Genomic DNA, 17,714 nt, shown 5'->3' with positions numbered 1-17,714 from the left:
ACGTCCGAACCGTCGCTGGGCGAGCCCCGATCACGACAGTTCGGACGTACTCGCGGGGGGTGGGTGTGCCGAGCGGACGGACGGTCGGACCGGGGATCTAGAGTCACGCGCATGACCTTCGTCGTCCTCCTGCGCGGCATCAACGTCGGCGGCATCCGCATCTCCATGGCGGCCCTGCGGTCGTCACTGGAGGACGCCGGATACACCGCGGTGCGCACCGTTCTCGCGTCGGGCAACGTGGTGCTCACCGCGACGACGCAGGACCCGGCCGTGGTGCGCTCCGACGTGGAGGGCGTCCTGCGGCAGGCCTTCGGCTACGAGGCGTGGGTGGTGGTCGTGACCGTGGAGCAGCTCGCCGAGATCGTCGCCGCCTTCCCGTGGGAGACCGACGAGGCGGTACGCCACCCGTACGTGATCTTCTCGACGGACGGTGTGTCCACCACCGATCTCGCGGCGATCGGCGAGACGGCCGACCCTGCCGTCGAGAGGTCGACACTCGGGCCCCATCACGTCCTGTTCTGGGAGGTCGTGCGCGGTGACACCCTGTCCAGCGTCGTCGGCAAGGCCAGTGCGCGCGCGTCCTACAAGTCGACGACGACCACGCGAAACCTCCGCACGCTGCGCAAGATCCTCGCGTGATCACCGATTCCACCGCGCGGACCGTCGTGGCCGCGCTGCTGGTGGCTGCCGTCCTGGTCTTCGCCATCGCTCGCCCTCGCGGACTCCCCGAGGCCACCATCGCCGTTCCGGCCGCGGCACTGGCGATCCTGCTCGGAGTCGTGTCGACGAGCGACGCACTCGAGGAGACGGCGGAGCTCGCCCCCACGGTGGCGTTCCTCGCGGCGATCCTGGCTCTCGCTCACCTCGCCGACGCGCACGGTGTGTTCACGTGGATCGCGTCCGTCCTGCACGCCCGGTCGCGATCCTCCCCCACGCGGCTCCTGATGCTCGTGTTCGTCACCGCGTCCCTCACCACGGCAGTGCTCAGTCTCGACGCGACGGTCGTCCTGCTCACCCCGGTCGTCATCGCCGCCGCCCGCCGCGCCGGGATGTCGCCACGGCCGGCGTCGTATGCGGTGGCACACCTGTCGAACTCGGCCTCCACGCTGCTGCCGGTCTCGAATCTGACCAACCTGCTGGTGTTCTCGGCCACCGGTCTGTCGTTCCTGCACTTCACCGCGTTGATGGCAGCGCCGTGGCTCGTCGCGATCGCGCTCGAGTACGCGGCGTTCCGTTGGTTGTTCCGCGGCGACCTGCGCGAGGTGGAGAACCCGCCGCAGGACGACGGTCCGTCCGTGGCGGCGCCGACGCTCGCCCTCGTCGTGATCGGCTGCGCTCTGGTGGGTTTCGCGATCAGTGGGTCGCTCGGCCTCGAACCGGTGTGGGTGGCCGCGGCGGCCGCGATCGTGCTCGCCGTTCCCGCGCTACGCCGGTCCGAGACGACTCCCGTCGCGATCGTGCGTGCACTCGATCTGTGGTTCTGCGTGTTCGTCTTCGCGCTCGGAGTGGTGGTCGCGGGGCTCGCCGGGGGTCCGGTGGGCGAGGCCGTCACCGAGATCCTGCCGACGTCGTCCACGCTGCTCGCGCTCCTGACCGTCGCCGCGGTGGCCACGGTCGCCTCCAACGTGCTCAACAACCTGCCCGCGACGCTGCTGCTGCTCGCCGCACTGACGTCGACGACAGGCGCTGCACCGGTGGGCGCGCTGCTCGCCATGCTGATCGGCGTCAACCTCGGGCCCAACCTCACCTACGTCGGGTCGCTCGCGATCATGTTGTGGCGCCGCGTAGCTCGCGCGGAGGGCGAGCCGCCGAGCCTGCGGACGTTCACCGTGGTGGGTCTGGTGACCACACCGATCACCGTGGTCGCGGCGACCGTCGCCCTGTGGCTCGCCCTGCAGGTGTAGTGGTCAGGTCCAGAGGAACGACGTGTCGGTTCCTCCATCAGGCCCAGAGGAATGACGTGTCGTTCACCAGGCGTACGGAGGCCGCGTCGTCGTCGAACCAGTCGACGATGCTGATGGACGCCAGGTCGAGGTGCATCCGGTAGAGGATCGACGGGCCGACGTCCAGGCCGAGCTGCAGGAGCGTCTTGATGGGCGTCACGTGCGAGACCACGACGACGGTCTTCCCCGCGTACTCGGTCGCGATGTGCTCGCGGACCCGGCGCACCCGTTCGAGAACGGCGTCGAAGCTCTCGCCGCCGGGCGGCGCGACGGACGTGTCGCCCATCCACCGCCGATGCAGCTCGGGATCACGCTCGGTGGCCTCGAGGAAGGTGAGGCCCTCCCACTCGCCGAAGTCCGTCTCCGTCAGATCCTCGACGACGGTGACGGGGACGTCGATCGCGCGGGAGACGGCCGACGCGGTGTCGAACGCCCGGCCCAGCGGTGAGCTCAGGACGACGTCGACGCCGCCCAGCAGTGCGACACGCTGCGCCGCAGCGGCCGCCTGCGCTCGCCCGAGCTCGGTGAGCTCCGGGTTGCCTCGGCCGGAGTACCGACGATCCACCGACAGGGCGGTCTGGCCGTGCCGCAGCAGGATCGTGCGGGTCGCGGCACCCGAGACGGACTGCCAGGCAGGCCGTTCCGACACCGGCGTCGGTGCGCTCGCGACCTCGGCCGCACCGGTGAGCAGCGCGTCCTCACCGTCCATCGCCTGGTTGGCCAGCCGGTCGGCATGCGAGTTCTCGGCACGCGGGATCCATGCGTACTGCACGTCGTCGAACGTGTCCGCGACAGCGGCTGCTCGCGCGCGCAGCGGAATCATGTCCGGGTGCTTGACCTTCCAGCGGCCGGACATCTGCTCGACCACCAGCTTGGAGTCCATCCGCACCGAGACGCGCGAGGCCCCGAGTTCGCGGGCCGCCTCGAGACCGGCGATCAGTCCGCGGTACTCGGCGACGTTGTTCGTCACCACTCCCAGGTGTTCGCGGCGCTCGGCCAACACCGTGGCTCGCGCCGCGTCCCACACGACGGCGCCGTATCCGGCGGGCCCGGGGTTGCCTCGCGATCCCCCGTCGGCCTCCACCAGGACGGAGTCGGGATGGGGACTCACAGACCGGACTCGTTGGTGCGCACCAGGATCGCGTTGCACTCCGAGCACCGCACGACCACGTCGGGCGCGGTGCCGGCGATGCGCGCGATCTCGCCGCGATCCAGCTCGATCCGGCACGCACCGCAGCGCCGACCACGCAGCAGGGCGGCACCGATGCCCGACCTCTCACGCTGCTTCTCGTACATCGCGGACACCTCGGCGGGCAGCTGCGCGGCGAGCTCCTCGCGCTGCGCCGACCGAGTGCGCTCGGCGTTCTCGACGTCGGCGAGCGCGTCGTCGCGTCGACGGGTGGCGTCGACGATCGTGTCCTCGACCTGTGTCAGATTGGCACCGGCGTGCTCGTAGTCGCTCTGCGACGCCTCGCGCTGCTCCATGACCTCGAGCAACTCGTCCTCGAGGATGCCGCGGCGGCGCTCGAGGCTGCCCAGCTCGTGCTGGAGTTCGCTGAGCTGCTTCGCGGGAGCCGCGCCGGAGGCCAGCGCAGCGCGGTCCTTCTCCTCGCGGCGGCGCACGGCGTCGACCTCGCCCTCGAGCTTGCGAATGTCCCGGTCCAGATCGTCGAGCGAGATCTGCACGCCCACGGCTGCGTCCTTGCGGTCGATCCGCTCGCGTTCGAGTGCATCGAGCTCGACCTGCTCGGGAAGAGTGCGTCGACGGTGTGCGAGCTGGGCCAGTTCGGTGTCCATGGCGGCCAGGTCGAGGAGGGAGAGCTGGATCTTCGGGTCGACGTTCACGCGTGTCACGGTACTAGTCCTGCGGGGGACGGACGCCGATGCTCCACGGATCCGTTCTGATCGTCAGTGTCCGGGTGGTCCAGCCGTCGCGATCACCGAACGCGCTGTCCAGCAGGTCGCGCGCCTGGGCGCACCACGGGAACTCCCCCGCCCAGTGCGCGACGTCGATCAGCGCGGGTCCGCCGGCCCGCAGGTGTTCGTCCGCCACGTGGTGTCGCAGGTCGGAGGTCACGTAGGCATCGACACCCGCTGCGGTGACGGCGCCGAGCATCGAGTCCCCGGATCCACCGCACACAGCCACCCGCCGGATCGTCGCGTCCGGGTCGCCGGCGGCGCGCACTCCCCAGGCAGTGGACGGGAGCCGGCTGCCGACGCGGTCGGCGAAGGCGCGCAACGACATCGGCTCGGCCAGCGTCCCGATCCGGCCCAGCCCGCAGTCGGTCGGCAACCCGGCCGTCTCGACGACGTCGAACGCCACTTCCTCGTAGGGGTGCGCCGAGCGCAGCGCGGTGAGAACGACCGCGCGTGCAGAGCGCGGAGCGACCATCTCGACGCGCCGTTCCTCGACCGACTCGACGGTGCCGACGGTGCCGATCGCCGGCCGCGCGTCGTCGACGGGACGGAACTGGCCGTCGCCCACGACGCTCCAGCTGCACTCGCGGTAGTCGCCGATCGACCCGCCGCCCGCGTCGAACATGGCCTGCCGCACGGCGGGGGCGTCGGCCACCGGGACGTACACACCCCACTTGTCGAGGCCCCCGTCCGACTTCTCGTCGAGGGGGCGCAGATCGGTGAGGCCGAGCAGTGTCGCCAGCGCGTCGGACACTCCGGGCTGCGCCGAGTCCGCGTTGGTGTGGGCGGTGAACAGAGCGCACCCCGCCGTGATCAGGCGATGGACCAACGCGCCCTTGGGCGTGTGGGCACCGACCGTGTCCACACCGCGCAGCAGCAGTGGGTGGTGCACCACGAGCAGATCGGCACCGGCGGTGATCGCCTCGTCCACGACGGCGGCCGTGGCGTCGACGGCGAACATCACGGTGGTCACGGAGTTCGCGGGATCGCCGCACACCAGACCGACCGAGTCCCAGCTCTCGGCGAGCCGGGGCGGGTACGCCGCGTCGAGCACGTCGATGATCTCGGCCAGGGTGGGCGCTGCGGTTCCCGTCGATGCCATCACTCGACCCTAGGTGTGCCCATCTCGCGCACCACGTCACCCCACGCGTCGGCGAGTCGGTCGACGGAGTCCGCGCCCCGCACCGCGATCCGCAGGTGATCCGGGCCGAGGCCGGGAAAGGTGTCGCCTCGGCGGACCGCGACACCGCGGTCCCGCAACGCGGCCCGGATCGCTGCGCCGTTCTCCGCGCGGACGAGCACGAACGACGCCGTCGCCGGTGCCGTCACCTCCACCCCGAGTACGCGGAGCCGTTCGACGAGATACTGCCGCTCGCGGGCGAGCACGAGCGCGTCGGCGTCCACGGACGCGACGGCGTCGGGTTCGCAGCACGCCTCGATCGCGGCCAGCTGCAGGGTGCCCAGCGGCCAGTGGGGTCGGCCCCGGTTCAGTGTGGCGAGGACGTCCGGCGCTCCGAGCGCGTACCCGCACCGCAGCCCCGCGAGGGCGAACGACTTGGTGAGGCTGCGCAGCACCACCACGTCGGGACGAGACTGCGACGCCAGGGACTCGGGCTCGCCGGGCACGGTGTCGGCGAATGCCTCGTCCACGACGAGCACGCGTCCCTCCGCCCGGAGTGCGAGCACGTCCGCGCGGGGATGGCCGACGGACGTCGGGTTGGTGGGATTGCCCAGCACCACCAGGTCGGCGTCGTGCGGAACGGCGGCGTCGACGAGCCGGTACGGCGGGGGCAGGACGACCCGATGCACCGGGACGTCGGCACTGCGCAGGGCGACCTCCGGCTCGGTGAAGGACGGGTGGACGACCGCGGCGAGGCGCGGGCGCAGCCGGGGCAGCATCGCGAATCCTTCGGCCGCTCCGGCGAGCAACAGCACCTCGTCCGGAGATCGACCGTGGCGCAACGCCACTCGGTCACGAACCCGCCGGTCCTCGGCCTCGGACGGATACGCCGCGAGTCGGTCGACGGCCTCGATCAGTCTGCGCCGCAACCACTCGGGGGGCCGGGACCCACGGACGTTCACCGCGAAGTCGAGCATGCCCGCCTCGACCTCCACGTCGCCGTGGTGGCGAAGCAGCGGATCGATACGGGCGTCGCCTGTCACTCGGGTGACTGTAGGCGCTCCATATACTGACCCCCATGTCCACCACAGCCGTCGACCTCGTCCTCTTCGACCTCGACGGCACCCTCACCGATTCCGCACCCGGCATCCTCGCCGGTTTCGATCACGCGCTCGCGACGGTGGGGAGCCCGCCGCCCGGCGACGACGTCCGGGCGCACGTCATCGGTCCGCCGATGATCGACACGTTCCGGTCCCTCGGTCTCGACGAGGACAGGGTCGAGCGCGCCCGCGCCGCCTACACGGAGTACTACGACAGCCGCGGCTGGTCCGAGAACCGGGTGTACGAGGGCATCGTCGACGTGCTGGACGCGCTCGTGGCCGCCGGTGTCCCGATGGCGGTCGCGACGTCGAAGAACGAACGATTCGCACGGCGCATCCTCGAACACTTCGGCCTCGCCGACTACTTCCGCTTCATCGCGGGCGCCAGCGACGACGGCAGCCGCCGATCCAAGGCGGACGTCGTCGCGCGCGCACTCGAGCAGGTGGGGCGCCCGGCTCGGTCCACGGCCGAGGGCGGTACCGCGTCGGTGGTGATGGTCGGCGACCGCGACCACGACGTGTTCGGCGCGGGGCACTGGGGTATCCCCGTCGTCCTGGTCCGGTGGGGATACGGATTCGAGTCCGAGCACGACGCGGCCTCGTGGTCCGTCGGATCGGCGGCGGAACTCACCACACTGCTCTCCTCGCTCACGACGGACGCGGCATGACGGTGCACGTGACCTTCGTCTGCACGGGCAACATCTGTCGGTCGCCGATGGCCGAGAAGATCGTGACGCAGGCCCTCGCGGATGCCGGGATGGACGACCGGGTGCGCGTCACCAGCGCCGGCACGGGCGACTGGCACGTCGGCGACGCCGCCGACCCGCGCGCCGCGGCCGAGCTGGAGTCGCACGGCTACCCGTCGGCCCATCGCGCCCGCACCGTCGATGCCGAGATCCTGGGAGCGGACCTCGTCGTCGCGCTGGATCGATCTCACGAGCGCGACCTCCGTCGCCTCGGCGTGCCCGCGGATCGGTTGGCACTGCTGCGCTCGTTCGACCCGGACGCCGATTCCGACTCGGTCGCCGATCCGTACTACGGCGACGACGGAGACTTCCGGACGGTGCGCGAGCAGATCGAGGCGGCCGTCCCCGGTCTTCTCGAGGCCCTCTCCCAGCGCTGACACCCCCGTCGCGACGCGACGACTACGCTGTGTAGTCGTGCGCCGACTGTCGTTCCTTCTCCGTCCCGGGTGGTTGGCACTCGCGGCTGTCGTCATCCTCTTCGCGTACCTCTGCTTCTCGGTTCTCGCGCCCTGGCAACTGGGCAAGAACACCACCACGTCGGCGCGGAACGAGCAGATCAGCCGCTCCTTCGACGCGGAACCGGTCGATGCTGCCGATCTGTTGACCGAGCAGGTCGTCGCCCCCGAGGACGACTGGCGACGGGTCGTGGTGACCGGGACGTACGACACCGACAGCGACGTGGTGGTCCGCCTGCGCAGCGTCGACGACACGCCGGCCTTCGAGGTCCTCACCCCGTTCGTCACCGACGCCGGGCCCACGATCCTGGTGAACCGCGGCTACGTGCTGCCCACCACGGGGATCGACGTCCCGACCTTCGATCCCCCGCCGGCCGGCACCGTCACGCTGGAGGGCCGCCTGCGCGTCTCGGAACCGTCGGTTCCGGACAAGCCCGCCGTCGCCGGTCCCGGGGTCCCGCAGGTCTACACGATCACGCCCGCCCAGGTCGGTGAGTTGACCGGCACCGATCCGGTCGACGGGTACGTGCAGCTCGCCGACGCGCAGCCCGGCGGCCTCGGTGTTCTCGCGCTGCCGCAGCTCGACGCCGGGCCCTACCTGTCCTACGGGTTGCAGTGGTTGGCGTTCGGCATCATGGCTCCGCTGGGTCTGGCGTACTTCGTGCGCGCCGAGATCAAGGAACGGCGGCGTGGCAACGCCGAGTCGAGTGACCATCTCGAACCGAGCGACGATCTCGAGCCCACCGCCGCTCCCGACGAGTACGACGACGGACTGGACGCGCTGCTGAAGCCGCGGCGAGGCCTACGAAGGAAGTCGGCGCCCGCGGCCGAGTCGACGACGCTGCTGACCGATCGCTACGGCAAGAAGCGCTGACACCGCCGCGGCGCTCGCCTGCACCGCGGCCGACAGGCGCACCGCACGCCGCAGATCGTTCGTCGTGGGGACGCTTCCGCGGCCCAGGACGGGCCGCTGTTCGACACCGTGCGCGTAGGCCGTCTCGCCGCCGAGCCGTACTCCGAGGGCGCCCGCGGCGGTCGACTCGGTCACTCCGGCATTCGGGCTCGGATGGTCGGACGCGCTCGCGCGCCACGCGGCCAGGGCGTCCCGCGGCGTCCCACCCACCGTCGGCGCCGATGCTGCCGTGAGGAGTCCGGTGAGTCGGGCGGGGATCAGGTTGACCACGTCGTCGAGCCGGGCGGCACACCATCCGAACCGTTCGTAGCGCGGCGAGTGGTAGCCGATCATCGCGTCGAGGGTGTTGACGGCGCGGTAGCCGACGGCGCCGGGAGCCCCTGCCACCGCGGCCCAGAAGAGCACGCCCGTCGTCGCGTCCGAGGTGTTCTCGGCCACCGATTCGAGCGCCGCCCGCGCCGCGCCCGCGTCGTCCAGCAGAGCGGGATCACGCCCGCAGAGCGACGGCAGAATCGCCCGCGCGGCCGGAAGATCGTTGGCGTCCAGGGCGTCGGCCAGCGCGAGACCCGTGCGGGCCAGCGTCGTTCCGCCGAGACACGCCCAGACCGCGGCGGCCGTCAGCGCTGCACGCGGAACCGGGTGATCGCGCACGAGTCGATCCGCCGCGGCCGTGGCGCCGATGGCGCCAGCGACGAGCAGTGCGGTGTGGACGGTCCCGGCGAGTCGGTCGTCCCGGTACGTCCGCGTCTCGAGGGCGGCGGCGAGAGATCCGAAGGCGGCCACGGGATGACGGCGTCGTGGATCCCCCAGCATCAGGTCGGCGAGGTATCCGGACACGATTCCGACAGCGGGTGCGGTGATCATCGTCTGCGATCCTATCCGCCGCGTCACGGTCAGATAGTCGGACGTCCACGTATTCGGCTACCCTGTGCGCATGACGGAGTCGACGCGGACGCAGGACTGGCACACCGGCGCGGACGGCGAGCTGTATCCGCCGGAGCCCTGGTACCTCGGCGGCACCCTGCTGGTGTCGGTCTACCGCGTTCCCGTCCACGAGCTCCCGCAGGACGTGGTGTCCGCCGTGTCCGACGCCGATGCCCGGCTGGTGACGGTCGGCGGGCACGCTGTCGTCTCCGCGGCCTTCGTGCGCTACACCTCGGGCGGCGTCCTGTCCTACGACGAGTTGATCGGCTCGGTACTCGTCCGGCGCGGCGTCACCGTCATGGCCACCATCCCGCACATCTGGGTCGACAGTCCGCAGTCCCGCACCGGTGGGCGCGAACTGTGGTCCATACCGAAGCATCTGGGCGAATTCCGCCGCGAGACGAGCGGGCCGCGTGTCACCGCGTCGATGACGTTCGACGGTGCCCCCGTCGCGGCGCTCGACGCGCGGGTCGGGCGCCGACTCACACCGGGCACGCCGCGCATTCCGCTCACCACCGCACAGCACCTCGGCGGTCGCACCGTCGTGTCCCGCAACACGATCTACGCGACCACCCGCGCGCTGTCGACGACGTGGACGTTCGCATCGGACGGTCCGCTGGGTCACCTGCACGGACGCACGCCGACCGTGAGCGTGGCACTCGCCGACGCCTCCATCGTGTTCGGTGGACACGTCGACCGACGCTGAGCTCGTTGGGGTTGACTGTGGGTCCGCCTACACAGGAGACCCATGACCGACCTACAGAACTTCGCCGACACCGTCTTCACCGCCGCAGCCGGGCTGCAGGTCACCACGGCCACCGGCACCGAGGTACGCGGACACATCGATCTGACGAGCGATCATCACACCCCGTGGGGCGTCGTGCACGGCGGCGTCTACGCCTCGGCCGTCGAATCGGCCGCGAGTATCGGTGCGAGCGTGGCGGTCTCGGACCGCGGACAGTTCGCGGTCGGCGTCCACAACGGAACGGACTTCCTCCGGTCGATGACCGAGGGGCGGGTCGACGTGGTCGCCACCCCGCTGCAACAGGGTCGGGTACAGCAGCTCTGGCAGGTGATCATCACCAGCGCCGACTCCGGTAAGGAGATCGCCCGCGGTCAGGTGCGACTGCAGAACGTGGCGAACCCGAACGCCTGACTAGAAGCTCCAGCCGCGGAACAGGTAGCTGATGCGGATCAGGATGTCGACGAGCCCTGCGGACATGTGTTCCTCCGACGTTCGTGCCTGTCAGCGGGCTCGGGTCGCCCCCTGTCCCAGCACACTAGGCACCCGCCGGCCCGTCGGGGGTCGCAACACGAAGAACGGGCGACGTTCTCGTGTCAGTCGGCGAGGGAACGCCACGGTGCCGCGCCCTCGATCTCGAAGGCCACCTCGAGCAGCGTTCGCTCGTCGCCCTGCACACCGGAGAACATGACCCCCACCGGCAGTCCGGCGCTCGAGCGCCCCAGCGGCAGCGACATCGCCGGCGCTCCCGCCACGTTGTGCAGCGGAGTGAACGCGGCGTAGGACGTGAGCCTCTCGAGGTACTCGTCGAACGGCACGTGCGGCGACAGATGCCCCAGCCGCGGCGTGGTGTGCCCGAGCACCGGGGACAGCACCAGGTCGACGCTCGCGAACATCGAGGCGTAGTCGGCACCGGCCCTGCGCAGTCGACGCACCACCGACGGCAATCGGTACCGCGTACGACGGAAGCGGTCCGCGAGTCCCACGGTGAGCGTGTCGAAGTCGCGTTCCGTGCGTCCCTCGAGACGCGGCGTCGTCTTCTGCAGAACGTAGGCGAGGAACGACCAGTATTCGACGAAGTCCTCGGGGAAGCGTGGGTCGATCGGCACGGTGGTCATCTCGTCCACCGTGTGACCGAGGCGCTCGAGGAGCGCGGCGGCGTCGTCCAGCGCGGCGAGCGTCTCGACGTCGGTGGGGCCGCCCTCGGGCGACTGCCGGATCACACCGACCCGCAGTCGCCGCGCCGACGGGCCCGTCACGGTGCCGATCGGTCGCAGGCGTCGTGCACTAGCGTGATCGGCCGCGGCCCAGAACGCGGCGGTGTCACGGACACTGCGCGTCAGCACGCCCTCGGAGACGATCGCGACGGGCAGCAGCTTCTCCAGCGCCGGCAGCACGAACCTGCCGCGCGACGGCTTGAGGCCCACGAGCCCCGTGCAGGCCGCTGGGATCCGGATCGAGCCGCCTCCGTCGTTGCCGTGTGCGAGAGGAACCGCCCCCGACGCCACCAGCGCCGCGGATCCGCCCGAGGACGCGCCCGTCGAGTACTCGGTGTTCCAGGGGTTCCGGGTGGGCGGCCGGGTCGGGAACTCGGTCGACGCGCTGAGTCCGAACTCCGGCAGCGTCGTCTTGGCCATGACTCCGAACCCCATCGAGAGCATCTCGCGGGCCACGGGACCGTGCCGGTCCGCGGGACGAGCACGGATGATCTCGGAGCCCTGGCCCGTCGGCAGCCCTCGGACGTCGCTGTTGTCCTTGATCAGCGTCGGCACACCCGCGAACGGCCCCGCCTGGTCGCCGACGACGGGAGTCGTCAGTGGTGGCCCCACCAGCGCGTCCAACTCGGCCATCTTCTCGATGCGCGACAGTGCCGCCGACGCCAGTTCCGCGGCGGAGACCTCGCGCCTGCGCACTCGCAGCGCGAGCCCCACCGCGTCGTCGCGCCCCAACGCATCGTCCGTGAACGCATGTGTCATCGAAGATCCCCCTCGCTTCCGTCACCGGCGAAGCGGTGATTGCGTGCGCGTCCCGCAGGGAACGCTGCACCCCGTGCGCCGCGCTCCGTGGTGTACGCAACTCTAGAGAATGCGGCCACGACCGGTCCGAGACTCACGTCTTCACCGAATACGGTCGTCAGTTACTGTCCTGTGCGAAAGGTTTCTCGGGTGTCCACCACTTCCACCTCGGCCGACAACGCGGCCCCCGCGGTCTCCCGACGCGCCTGGCAGTCGTTGATCGTCCTGCTCATGGGCATGTTCATCGCCCTGCTCGACACGACCATCGTCAACGTCGCGCTCCCCACCATCCGCACGAGCCTCGACGCGTCCGAGGCCACCCTGTCCTGGATCATCTCCGGATACGCGCTCGCGTTCGGCCTGGCACTGATCCCGGCGGGTCGGGTGGGCGACCGTATCGGCCACAAGTGGGTGTTCTTCACCGGACTCGCCCTCTTCACGGTGGCCAGCCTCGCGTGTGGACTCGCGCAGAACGATCTGCAGCTCGTCGCGGCGCGCATCGTGCAGGGACTCGCGGGCGGCATCTTCGTCCCCGCCGTCACCGCCTACATCCAGTTGCTGTTCCCGCCGCAGATGCGGGGCAAGGCCTTCGCCATCATGGGCGCCGTCATCGGCGTCTCGTCCGCACTGGGCCCCATCATCGGCGGTCTGATCATCGAGGCCGCCGGCAGCGAGAGCGGGTGGCGGTTGGTCTTCTGGGTCAACCTGCCGTTCGGACTCATCGGCTTGATCCTGGCCGCGAAGATCTTGCCGACCCGCTCCGAGATCGACTCCCCCGACGCCCCCGCGCGCGGTATCGACTGGGTGGGTCTCGCACTCGTCACGGCAGGTCTCGTCGCGATCCTGGTCCCCCTCATCGAGGGCCAGGACACCGGATGGCCGACCTGGACGTATGTGACACTCGGCGCCGGCATCGTGCTCATCGGGCTGTTCGGCGCGTGGGAGGTGCGCTACTCGCGTGCCGGCCGCACCCCTCTTGTCCCGCCGCGACTGTTCACCCGGCCCGCGTTCACCGGCGGGGTCATTCTCGCCCTCGTCTACTTCGCTGCCTTCACGTCGATCTTCTTCACCATCTCGATCCTGTGGCAGACCGGTCTCGGCAACTCGGCGCTCGCCTCGGGCGTGGTGTCGATCCCGTTCGCGATCGGCAGCATAATCTCGTCGTCGCAGTCCAACAGGCTGGCCGAACGTCTCGGCCGTAACGTCCTGGTCCTCGGCACGGCCCTCGTCACCCTGGGACTCGTGTGGGCCTGGTTGGTCCTGCTGTTCACCGATGCGTCGGCCCTGACCAACTGGAAGCTGCTGCTGCCCCTGTTCATCGCAGGCCTGGGCAACGGCGCCTTCATCGCTCCCAATGCGCAGTTCATCGTCGCGACGGTCGATCGGCCCGACGCGGGCGCCGCCAGCGGTGTCATCTCGACGATGCAGCGGGTCGGCAGCGCGATCGGCATCGCCATCATCGGCAGCGTCCTCTTCGGCTCGCTGAACGTCATGGGCCCCGGTGAGGACGCCGTCGCGACGGCGTTCACCGACAGCGCGGCGCACGCCATGGGAGTCAGCGCCGGATTCGCCGTGCTCGCGTTCGTCCTGGTCTTCGCACTACCGCGACGGGCTCACTGATCGTCCGCATCCGGTGCCAGAAGGTGCACGTCGTCGGCGACGATCGATCGCAGTAGTTCGTCGACGGCCTTCACCCGCGCCAGTCGCGTGAGATCGCGAGGCATCGCGGTCCAGTAGTCGCGGCGCACGGCGAACTCGTCGGGCAACACGCAGACCAGCTGGTCGTCCGGCTCGCCGATGTAGTTGGGCAACGGTGCGATCCCGAGCCCGTGGCGGGCCGCGAGCCAGTGCCCGGTGATGTTGTTGGTCTGGAACTGCGGTCGACCGTCGAGATGCATGGCGTCGAGGATGCGCAGCGGCACCACGTCCAACAGCGCGTCGACGTACCAGATCAGGACGTGCCGACGCAGGTCGTCGAGGCTCTCCAGTGTGGGCGCGGCGCGGAGGTACGACGGTGACGCGTACAGCTTGAGCTCGTACGACGCCAGCTTCCGCGATGACATGAATCGCGGCGACGGCCGCTCCAGGCTCACGGCGACGTCGAAGCCGCGGGTGCTCAGCGCGTCGTGCTCCGTGGCGGTGACCAGCTCGACGTCGAGTCGGGGGTGGTCCCGGCGCAGCCGCGTCAGCTGCGGCGTGAGCACGAAGGCACCGAAACCGTCCGGGGCGGCGATCCGCACGGAGCCGGTCAGCGAGCCCACGGACGTCGTCTGGTCCTCGAACGCCGCGATCAGCGTCGACTCCACCGTCTCCGCGTAGCCCACGAGGCGCCGACCCGCCTCCGTCAGCCGCCAGCCCGACGGCGTGCGATCGAAGAGTCGATGGCCCGCCGCCTTCTCCAGACTGGTGATGCGGCGGCCCACCGTCGTGTGGTCGACACCCAGCACTCGCGAGGCGTCGTTGAGGCGCCCGTGGCGCGAGACCTCCAGGAAGAAGCGGAGGTGATCGGCGGAGAACATGCCGTGAGCGTACCCACGACGTGCAGATCTGCACGCGAGAGTGCGCCTTTGGCCTTTGACAGACGCAATTCTGCTAGGGAGACTCAGGTCACAGGCCAGCACTCGACCGAAGGAATCTCCGTGAACACGATCACGCACTGGGTGGACGGCAAGCCGTTCGCCGGCACCTCCGACAAGACCTCCCCCGTCACCAACCCGGCCACCGGTCAGGTCACCGGCGAGCTCGCTCTCGCCACCGTCGAGGATGCCCGCGTCGTCATCGACTCGGCCACCGCCGCCTTCCCCGCCTGGCGCGACACCTCGCTGTCCAAGCGCACCGCGATCCTCTTCAACTTCCGCGAACTGCTCAACGCGAAGAAGGGCGAACTCGCCGAGATCATCACCGCCGAGCACGGCAAGGTCCTCTCCGACGCGCTCGGCGAGATCAGCCGCGGCCAGGAAGTCGTCGAATTCGCCTGCGGTATCCCGCATCTGCTCAAGGGCGGCTTCACCGAGAACGCCTCCACCGGAGTCGACGTCTTCTCCCTGCGCCAGCCGCTCGGACCCGTCGGCATCATCAGCCCGTTCAACTTCCCGGCCATGGTGCCGATGTGGTTCTTCCCCATCGCCATCGCCGCCGGCAACACCGTCGTGCTCAAGCCGTCCGAGAAGGACCCGACGGCGAGCATCTGGATCGCCGAGCTGTGGAAGGAAGCGGGCCTGCCCGACGGCGTCTTCAACGTTCTCCAGGGTGACAAGACGGCCGTCGACGAGCTGCTCGAGAACCGCAACATCAAGTCCATCAGCTTCGTCGGCTCCACCCCCATCGCGCAGTACGTCTACGCCACGGGCACCTCGCACGGCAAGCGCGTCCAGGCCCTCGGCGGCGCCAAGAACCACGCCATCGTGCTCCCCGATGCCGACCTCGACCTCGCTGCCGACGCGATGGTCAACGCCGGCTTCGGCTCCGCCGGTGAGCGCTGCATGGCCATCTCCGCCCTCGTCGCGGTCGGCGACATCGCAGACGAGCTGGTCGCCAAGATCGCCGAGCGCACCACCCCGCTCAAGACCGGCGACGGCACCCGCGGCGCAGACATGGGCCCACTGGTGACCAAGGCGCACCGCGACAAGGTCGCCTCGTACGTCGACGCGGGCGAGGAGTCCGGCGCCACCATCGTCGTCGACGGCCGCACCGTCAAGGCCGACGGCGGAGACGAGGGCTTCTGGCTCGGACCCACCCTCATCGACCACGTCACCCCCGAGATGAGCATCTACACCGACGAGATCTTCGGACCGGTGCTCTCCGTGGTCCGCGTCGACACGTACGACGAGGCGCTGCAGCTGATCAACGACAACCCCTACGGCAACGGCACCGCCATCTTCACCAACGACGGTGGCGCCGCCCGACGCTTCCAGAACGAGGTCGAGGTCGGCATGATCGGCATCAACGTGCCGATCCCGGTTCCCATGGCCTACTACAGCTTCGGTGGCTGGAAGAACAGCCTCTTCGGCGACACCCACGCCCACGGCACCGAGGGCGTGCACTTCTTCACCCGCGCCAAGGCCGTCACCTCCCGCTGGCTCGACCCGAGCCACGGCGGCATCAACCTCGGATTCCCCGAGAACGACTAGTCAGGTCCACGCCGCGCCGCATCGTCTCTCCGCAGTTCGGGAGGCGGTGCGGCATCGGCATTTCCGCATCACGCACGCCCGATCACGAGAAGGAGCACGACGACGATGTCGACATCCATTTCCTTTCCCCGCTTCCTGCGTATGGGACCCGGCGCCGTCGAGGACCTCGGCCAGGTACTCGACGACCTCGGAGTCGAGCGCCCCCTCCTCGTGACCGACAAGTTCATGGTCAGCACGGGTGCAGCGGACCGCGTCATGGGCATCATCGCGGCCGCCGGCAAGACCGGCGCGCTGTTCGCCGAGACGGTTCCCGACCCCACCACCGACTCCCTCACCGCCGGGGTCGCCGCCGTCGCAGCGCACGACGCGGACGCCGTCATCGGCTTCGGCGGCGGGAGCCCCATGGACACCGCGAAGGCACTGTCGGTGCTGAGCAAGGGCGGCGGCGTCATGCGCGACTACAAGGCACCCAGCCCGTACACCGGACCGGCGCTGCCCATCATCGCCATCCCGACCACGGCCGGAAGCGGTTCGGAAGCAACGCAGTTCACCGTCATCACCGACAGCGAGTCGGACGAGAAGATGCTGTGCCCCGGCCTGTCCTTCCTCCCCATCGCCTCCGTCGTCGACCCCGAACTCACGATGTCCATGCCGCCACGCCTCACCGCGGACACCGGTGTCGACGCGTTGACCCACGCCATCGAGGCGTACGTCAGCAAGAAGGCGAACCCGATCTCCGATGCGTTGGCCCTCAACGCCATGCGCACCATCGGACGGTTCCTCGTACGCGCGTACACCGACGGGGACGACGCCGAGGCGCGCGCCGCGATGATGGCCGCGTCCACCCAGGCCGGGATGGCGTTCTCCAACGCCAGCGTGTGTCTGGTGCACGGCATGAGCCGCCCCATCGGTGGCCACTTCCATGTCGCACACGGCTTGTCGAACGCGATGCTGCTGCCCGCCGTCACCGCGTTCTCCATCCCCGGCGCCCCCGAGCGGTACGCCGAGTGCGGTCGGCAACTCGGTGCCGCGCATGAAGGCGACAGCGACGACGTGGCTTCGGCAGCACTGGTCAGCTACATCGAGAAGCTATGCGCAACAGTCGAAGTGCCGTCCCCGAGCGCGCACGGTCTCGATGCGGACAAGTGGGAGAAGCTCGTCCCGTTGATGGCGGAGCAGGCACTTGCCTCGGGCTCGCCGAACAACAACCCGGTGGTCCCCACCGCCCAGCAGATCGAGGAGCTGTACCGACAGGTGTTCTGACGCTGCCCGGGTCGCCTCTTCCGCCTACCTGGTCCGCCGCGCGCTACGCCCGGCGGTCAGCCCCGTTCACCGCTCAGCCGGCGGCACACCCTTCACCTGGTCCACGAACTCGTCGAGCTCCGCTTCGGTGTACGGCGTGTGCACTCGCACGGTCGATCCGGGTCGCAGCGCCACCGACAAACCCGGCCGCCATTCGCGAGCCGGTCGAACCGGACGCGGGGCGAATCCGCCACCGCAATTGGGGCACACGTTCGACAGGCGCGTGACGCAGGCGGTGCAGAAGGTGCACTCGTAGGTGCAGACACGAGCGTCGACGGACGACGGGGGCAGATCCACGTCGCACCGTTCGCAGTTGGGCCGCATGTCCATGATGTGGGCGCAGAGGGGTTCGAACCCCCGACCGCTGGTGTGTAAAACCAGAGCTCTACCGCTGAGCTATACGCCCC

The 17,714-nt window shown here is 69.9% G+C and carries 18 protein-coding genes and 1 tRNA gene; 10 read left to right on the top strand and 9 right to left on the bottom strand.

Annotation, left to right across the window (positions count from 1 at the left end; genetic code table 11):
- Positions 1-111: 111 nt before the first annotated feature.
- Together ASG69_RS16450 and ASG69_RS16445 are read left to right on the top strand one after the other, a co-directional pair.
- Positions 112-639 (top strand): DUF1697 domain-containing protein, encoded by a 528-nt coding sequence (locus ASG69_RS16450; protein WP_056445695.1) that lies wholly within the window; start codon positions 112-114, stop codon positions 637-639.
- Positions 639-1,904 carry an SLC13 family permease gene (locus ASG69_RS16445; protein WP_056446300.1) on the top strand — a complete coding sequence of 422 codons (1,266 nt, stop codon included), beginning with the start codon at positions 639-641 and terminating at the stop codon, positions 1,902-1,904. Before ASG69_RS16450 ends, ASG69_RS16445 begins: the two co-directional genes overlap by 1 nt.
- Before the next feature lie 37 nt (positions 1,905-1,941).
- Here ASG69_RS16445 and ASG69_RS16440 read toward each other — a convergent pair whose 3' ends face one another.
- The 4 genes from ASG69_RS16440 to cobC are packed head-to-tail and all read right to left on the bottom strand — an operon-like array spanning position 1,942 to position 6,023.
- Positions 1,942-3,054, bottom strand: a complete 1,113-nt coding sequence (locus tag ASG69_RS16440) for a bifunctional RNase H/acid phosphatase (RefSeq protein ID WP_056445698.1) — start codon at positions 3,052-3,054, stop codon at positions 1,942-1,944.
- Entirely contained in the window at positions 3,051-3,788 is a 738-nt protein-coding gene (locus ASG69_RS16435) for a zinc ribbon domain-containing protein (RefSeq protein WP_027505779.1), read from the bottom strand. The genes ASG69_RS16440 and ASG69_RS16435 overlap by 4 nt, the downstream gene beginning before the upstream one ends.
- A gap of 13 nt (positions 3,789-3,801) precedes the next feature.
- Entirely contained in the window at positions 3,802-4,962 is a 1,161-nt protein-coding gene (locus ASG69_RS16430; protein ID WP_056445701.1) for a Nif3-like dinuclear metal center hexameric protein, read from the bottom strand.
- Complete coding sequence (gene cobC, locus ASG69_RS16425; RefSeq protein ID WP_056445704.1) at positions 4,962-6,023, bottom strand: Rv2231c family pyridoxal phosphate-dependent protein CobC; 1,062 nt, start codon at positions 6,021-6,023, stop codon at positions 4,962-4,964. Before cobC ends, ASG69_RS16430 begins: the two co-directional genes overlap by 1 nt.
- Before the next feature lie 35 nt (positions 6,024-6,058).
- Between cobC and ASG69_RS16420 the strand changes: the two genes are divergently transcribed.
- The 3 genes from ASG69_RS16420 to ASG69_RS16410 are packed head-to-tail and all read left to right on the top strand — an operon-like array spanning position 6,059 to position 8,155.
- The gene (locus ASG69_RS16420) at positions 6,059-6,748 is read left to right on the top strand and encodes an HAD-IA family hydrolase (RefSeq protein ID WP_027505776.1); all 690 of its coding nucleotides are present in this window, start codon (positions 6,059-6,061) and stop codon (positions 6,746-6,748) included.
- The gene (locus tag ASG69_RS16415) at positions 6,745-7,203 is read left to right on the top strand and encodes a low molecular weight protein-tyrosine-phosphatase (RefSeq protein ID WP_056445707.1); all 459 of its coding nucleotides are present in this window, start codon (positions 6,745-6,747) and stop codon (positions 7,201-7,203) included. The genes ASG69_RS16420 and ASG69_RS16415 overlap by 4 nt, the downstream gene beginning before the upstream one ends.
- Before the next feature lie 37 nt (positions 7,204-7,240).
- A complete protein-coding gene (locus ASG69_RS16410; protein ID WP_056445709.1) occupies positions 7,241-8,155 on the top strand; it encodes an SURF1 family cytochrome oxidase biogenesis protein in 915 nt (304 codons plus the stop codon).
- Here ASG69_RS16410 and ASG69_RS16405 read toward each other — a convergent pair.
- A complete protein-coding gene (locus ASG69_RS16405) occupies positions 8,084-9,058 on the bottom strand; it encodes a cobalamin biosynthesis protein (RefSeq protein ID WP_056445713.1) in 975 nt (324 codons plus the stop codon). The genes ASG69_RS16410 and ASG69_RS16405 overlap by 72 nt on opposite strands.
- A gap of 70 nt (positions 9,059-9,128) precedes the next feature.
- On the opposite strand from ASG69_RS16405, the gene ASG69_RS16400 reads away from it, so the two are divergent.
- Both ASG69_RS16400 and ASG69_RS16395 read left to right on the top strand, forming a co-directional pair.
- Positions 9,129-9,824 (top strand): acetoacetate decarboxylase family protein, encoded by a 696-nt coding sequence (locus tag ASG69_RS16400; RefSeq protein ID WP_056445716.1) that lies wholly within the window; start codon positions 9,129-9,131, stop codon positions 9,822-9,824.
- Positions 9,825-9,866: 42 nt separating this feature from the next.
- Complete coding sequence (locus ASG69_RS16395) at positions 9,867-10,274, top strand: PaaI family thioesterase (protein WP_056445720.1); 408 nt, start codon at positions 9,867-9,869, stop codon at positions 10,272-10,274.
- A gap of 182 nt (positions 10,275-10,456) precedes the next feature.
- On the opposite strand, the gene ASG69_RS16390 is transcribed toward ASG69_RS16395, so the two are convergent.
- Complete coding sequence (locus ASG69_RS16390; RefSeq protein WP_056445723.1) at positions 10,457-11,836, bottom strand: amidase; 1,380 nt, start codon at positions 11,834-11,836, stop codon at positions 10,457-10,459.
- A 189-nt stretch (positions 11,837-12,025) separates the two neighbouring features.
- On the opposite strand from ASG69_RS16390, the gene ASG69_RS16385 reads away from it, so the two are divergent.
- The gene (locus ASG69_RS16385) at positions 12,026-13,495 is read left to right on the top strand and encodes an MFS transporter (RefSeq protein ID WP_027505769.1); all 1,470 of its coding nucleotides are present in this window, start codon (positions 12,026-12,028) and stop codon (positions 13,493-13,495) included.
- Here the strand turns inward: ASG69_RS16385 and ASG69_RS16380 are convergent.
- Positions 13,489-14,394 (bottom strand): LysR family transcriptional regulator, encoded by a 906-nt coding sequence (locus ASG69_RS16380; RefSeq protein ID WP_027505768.1) that lies wholly within the window; start codon positions 14,392-14,394, stop codon positions 13,489-13,491. The genes ASG69_RS16385 and ASG69_RS16380 overlap by 7 nt on opposite strands.
- Positions 14,395-14,514: 120 nt before the next feature.
- Here ASG69_RS16380 and ASG69_RS16375 point away from each other — a divergent pair, with 120 nt between their 5' ends.
- Positions 14,515-16,005 carry a CoA-acylating methylmalonate-semialdehyde dehydrogenase gene (locus tag ASG69_RS16375; protein ID WP_042575241.1) on the top strand — a complete coding sequence of 497 codons (1,491 nt, stop codon included), beginning with the start codon at positions 14,515-14,517 and terminating at the stop codon, positions 16,003-16,005.
- 105 nt (positions 16,006-16,110) lie between these two features.
- On the top strand, positions 16,111-17,268 hold the full coding sequence (locus ASG69_RS16370; RefSeq protein WP_056445726.1) for an iron-containing alcohol dehydrogenase: 1,158 nt from the start codon (positions 16,111-16,113) through the stop codon (positions 17,266-17,268).
- A gap of 66 nt (positions 17,269-17,334) precedes the next feature.
- Here ASG69_RS16370 and ASG69_RS16365 read toward each other — a convergent pair whose 3' ends face one another.
- Both ASG69_RS16365 and ASG69_RS16360 read right to left on the bottom strand, forming a co-directional pair.
- Positions 17,335-17,631: a DUF1272 domain-containing protein gene (locus ASG69_RS16365; RefSeq protein ID WP_268788587.1), complete on the bottom strand. Its 297-nt coding sequence runs from the start codon at positions 17,629-17,631 to the stop codon at positions 17,335-17,337.
- A 10-nt stretch (positions 17,632-17,641) separates the two neighbouring features.
- Positions 17,642-17,713, bottom strand: a tRNA-Val gene (locus tag ASG69_RS16360).
- Position 17,714 lies beyond the last annotated feature (1 nt).

Origin of the sequence: Rhodococcus sp. Leaf225 (assembly GCF_001426145.1) — a bacterium.
Classification (GTDB): Bacteria; Actinomycetota; Actinomycetes; order Mycobacteriales; family Mycobacteriaceae; genus Rhodococcoides.
Note: the sequence above shows the minus strand (reverse complement) of the source record. Positions and strands in the feature narration are given on the sequence as shown.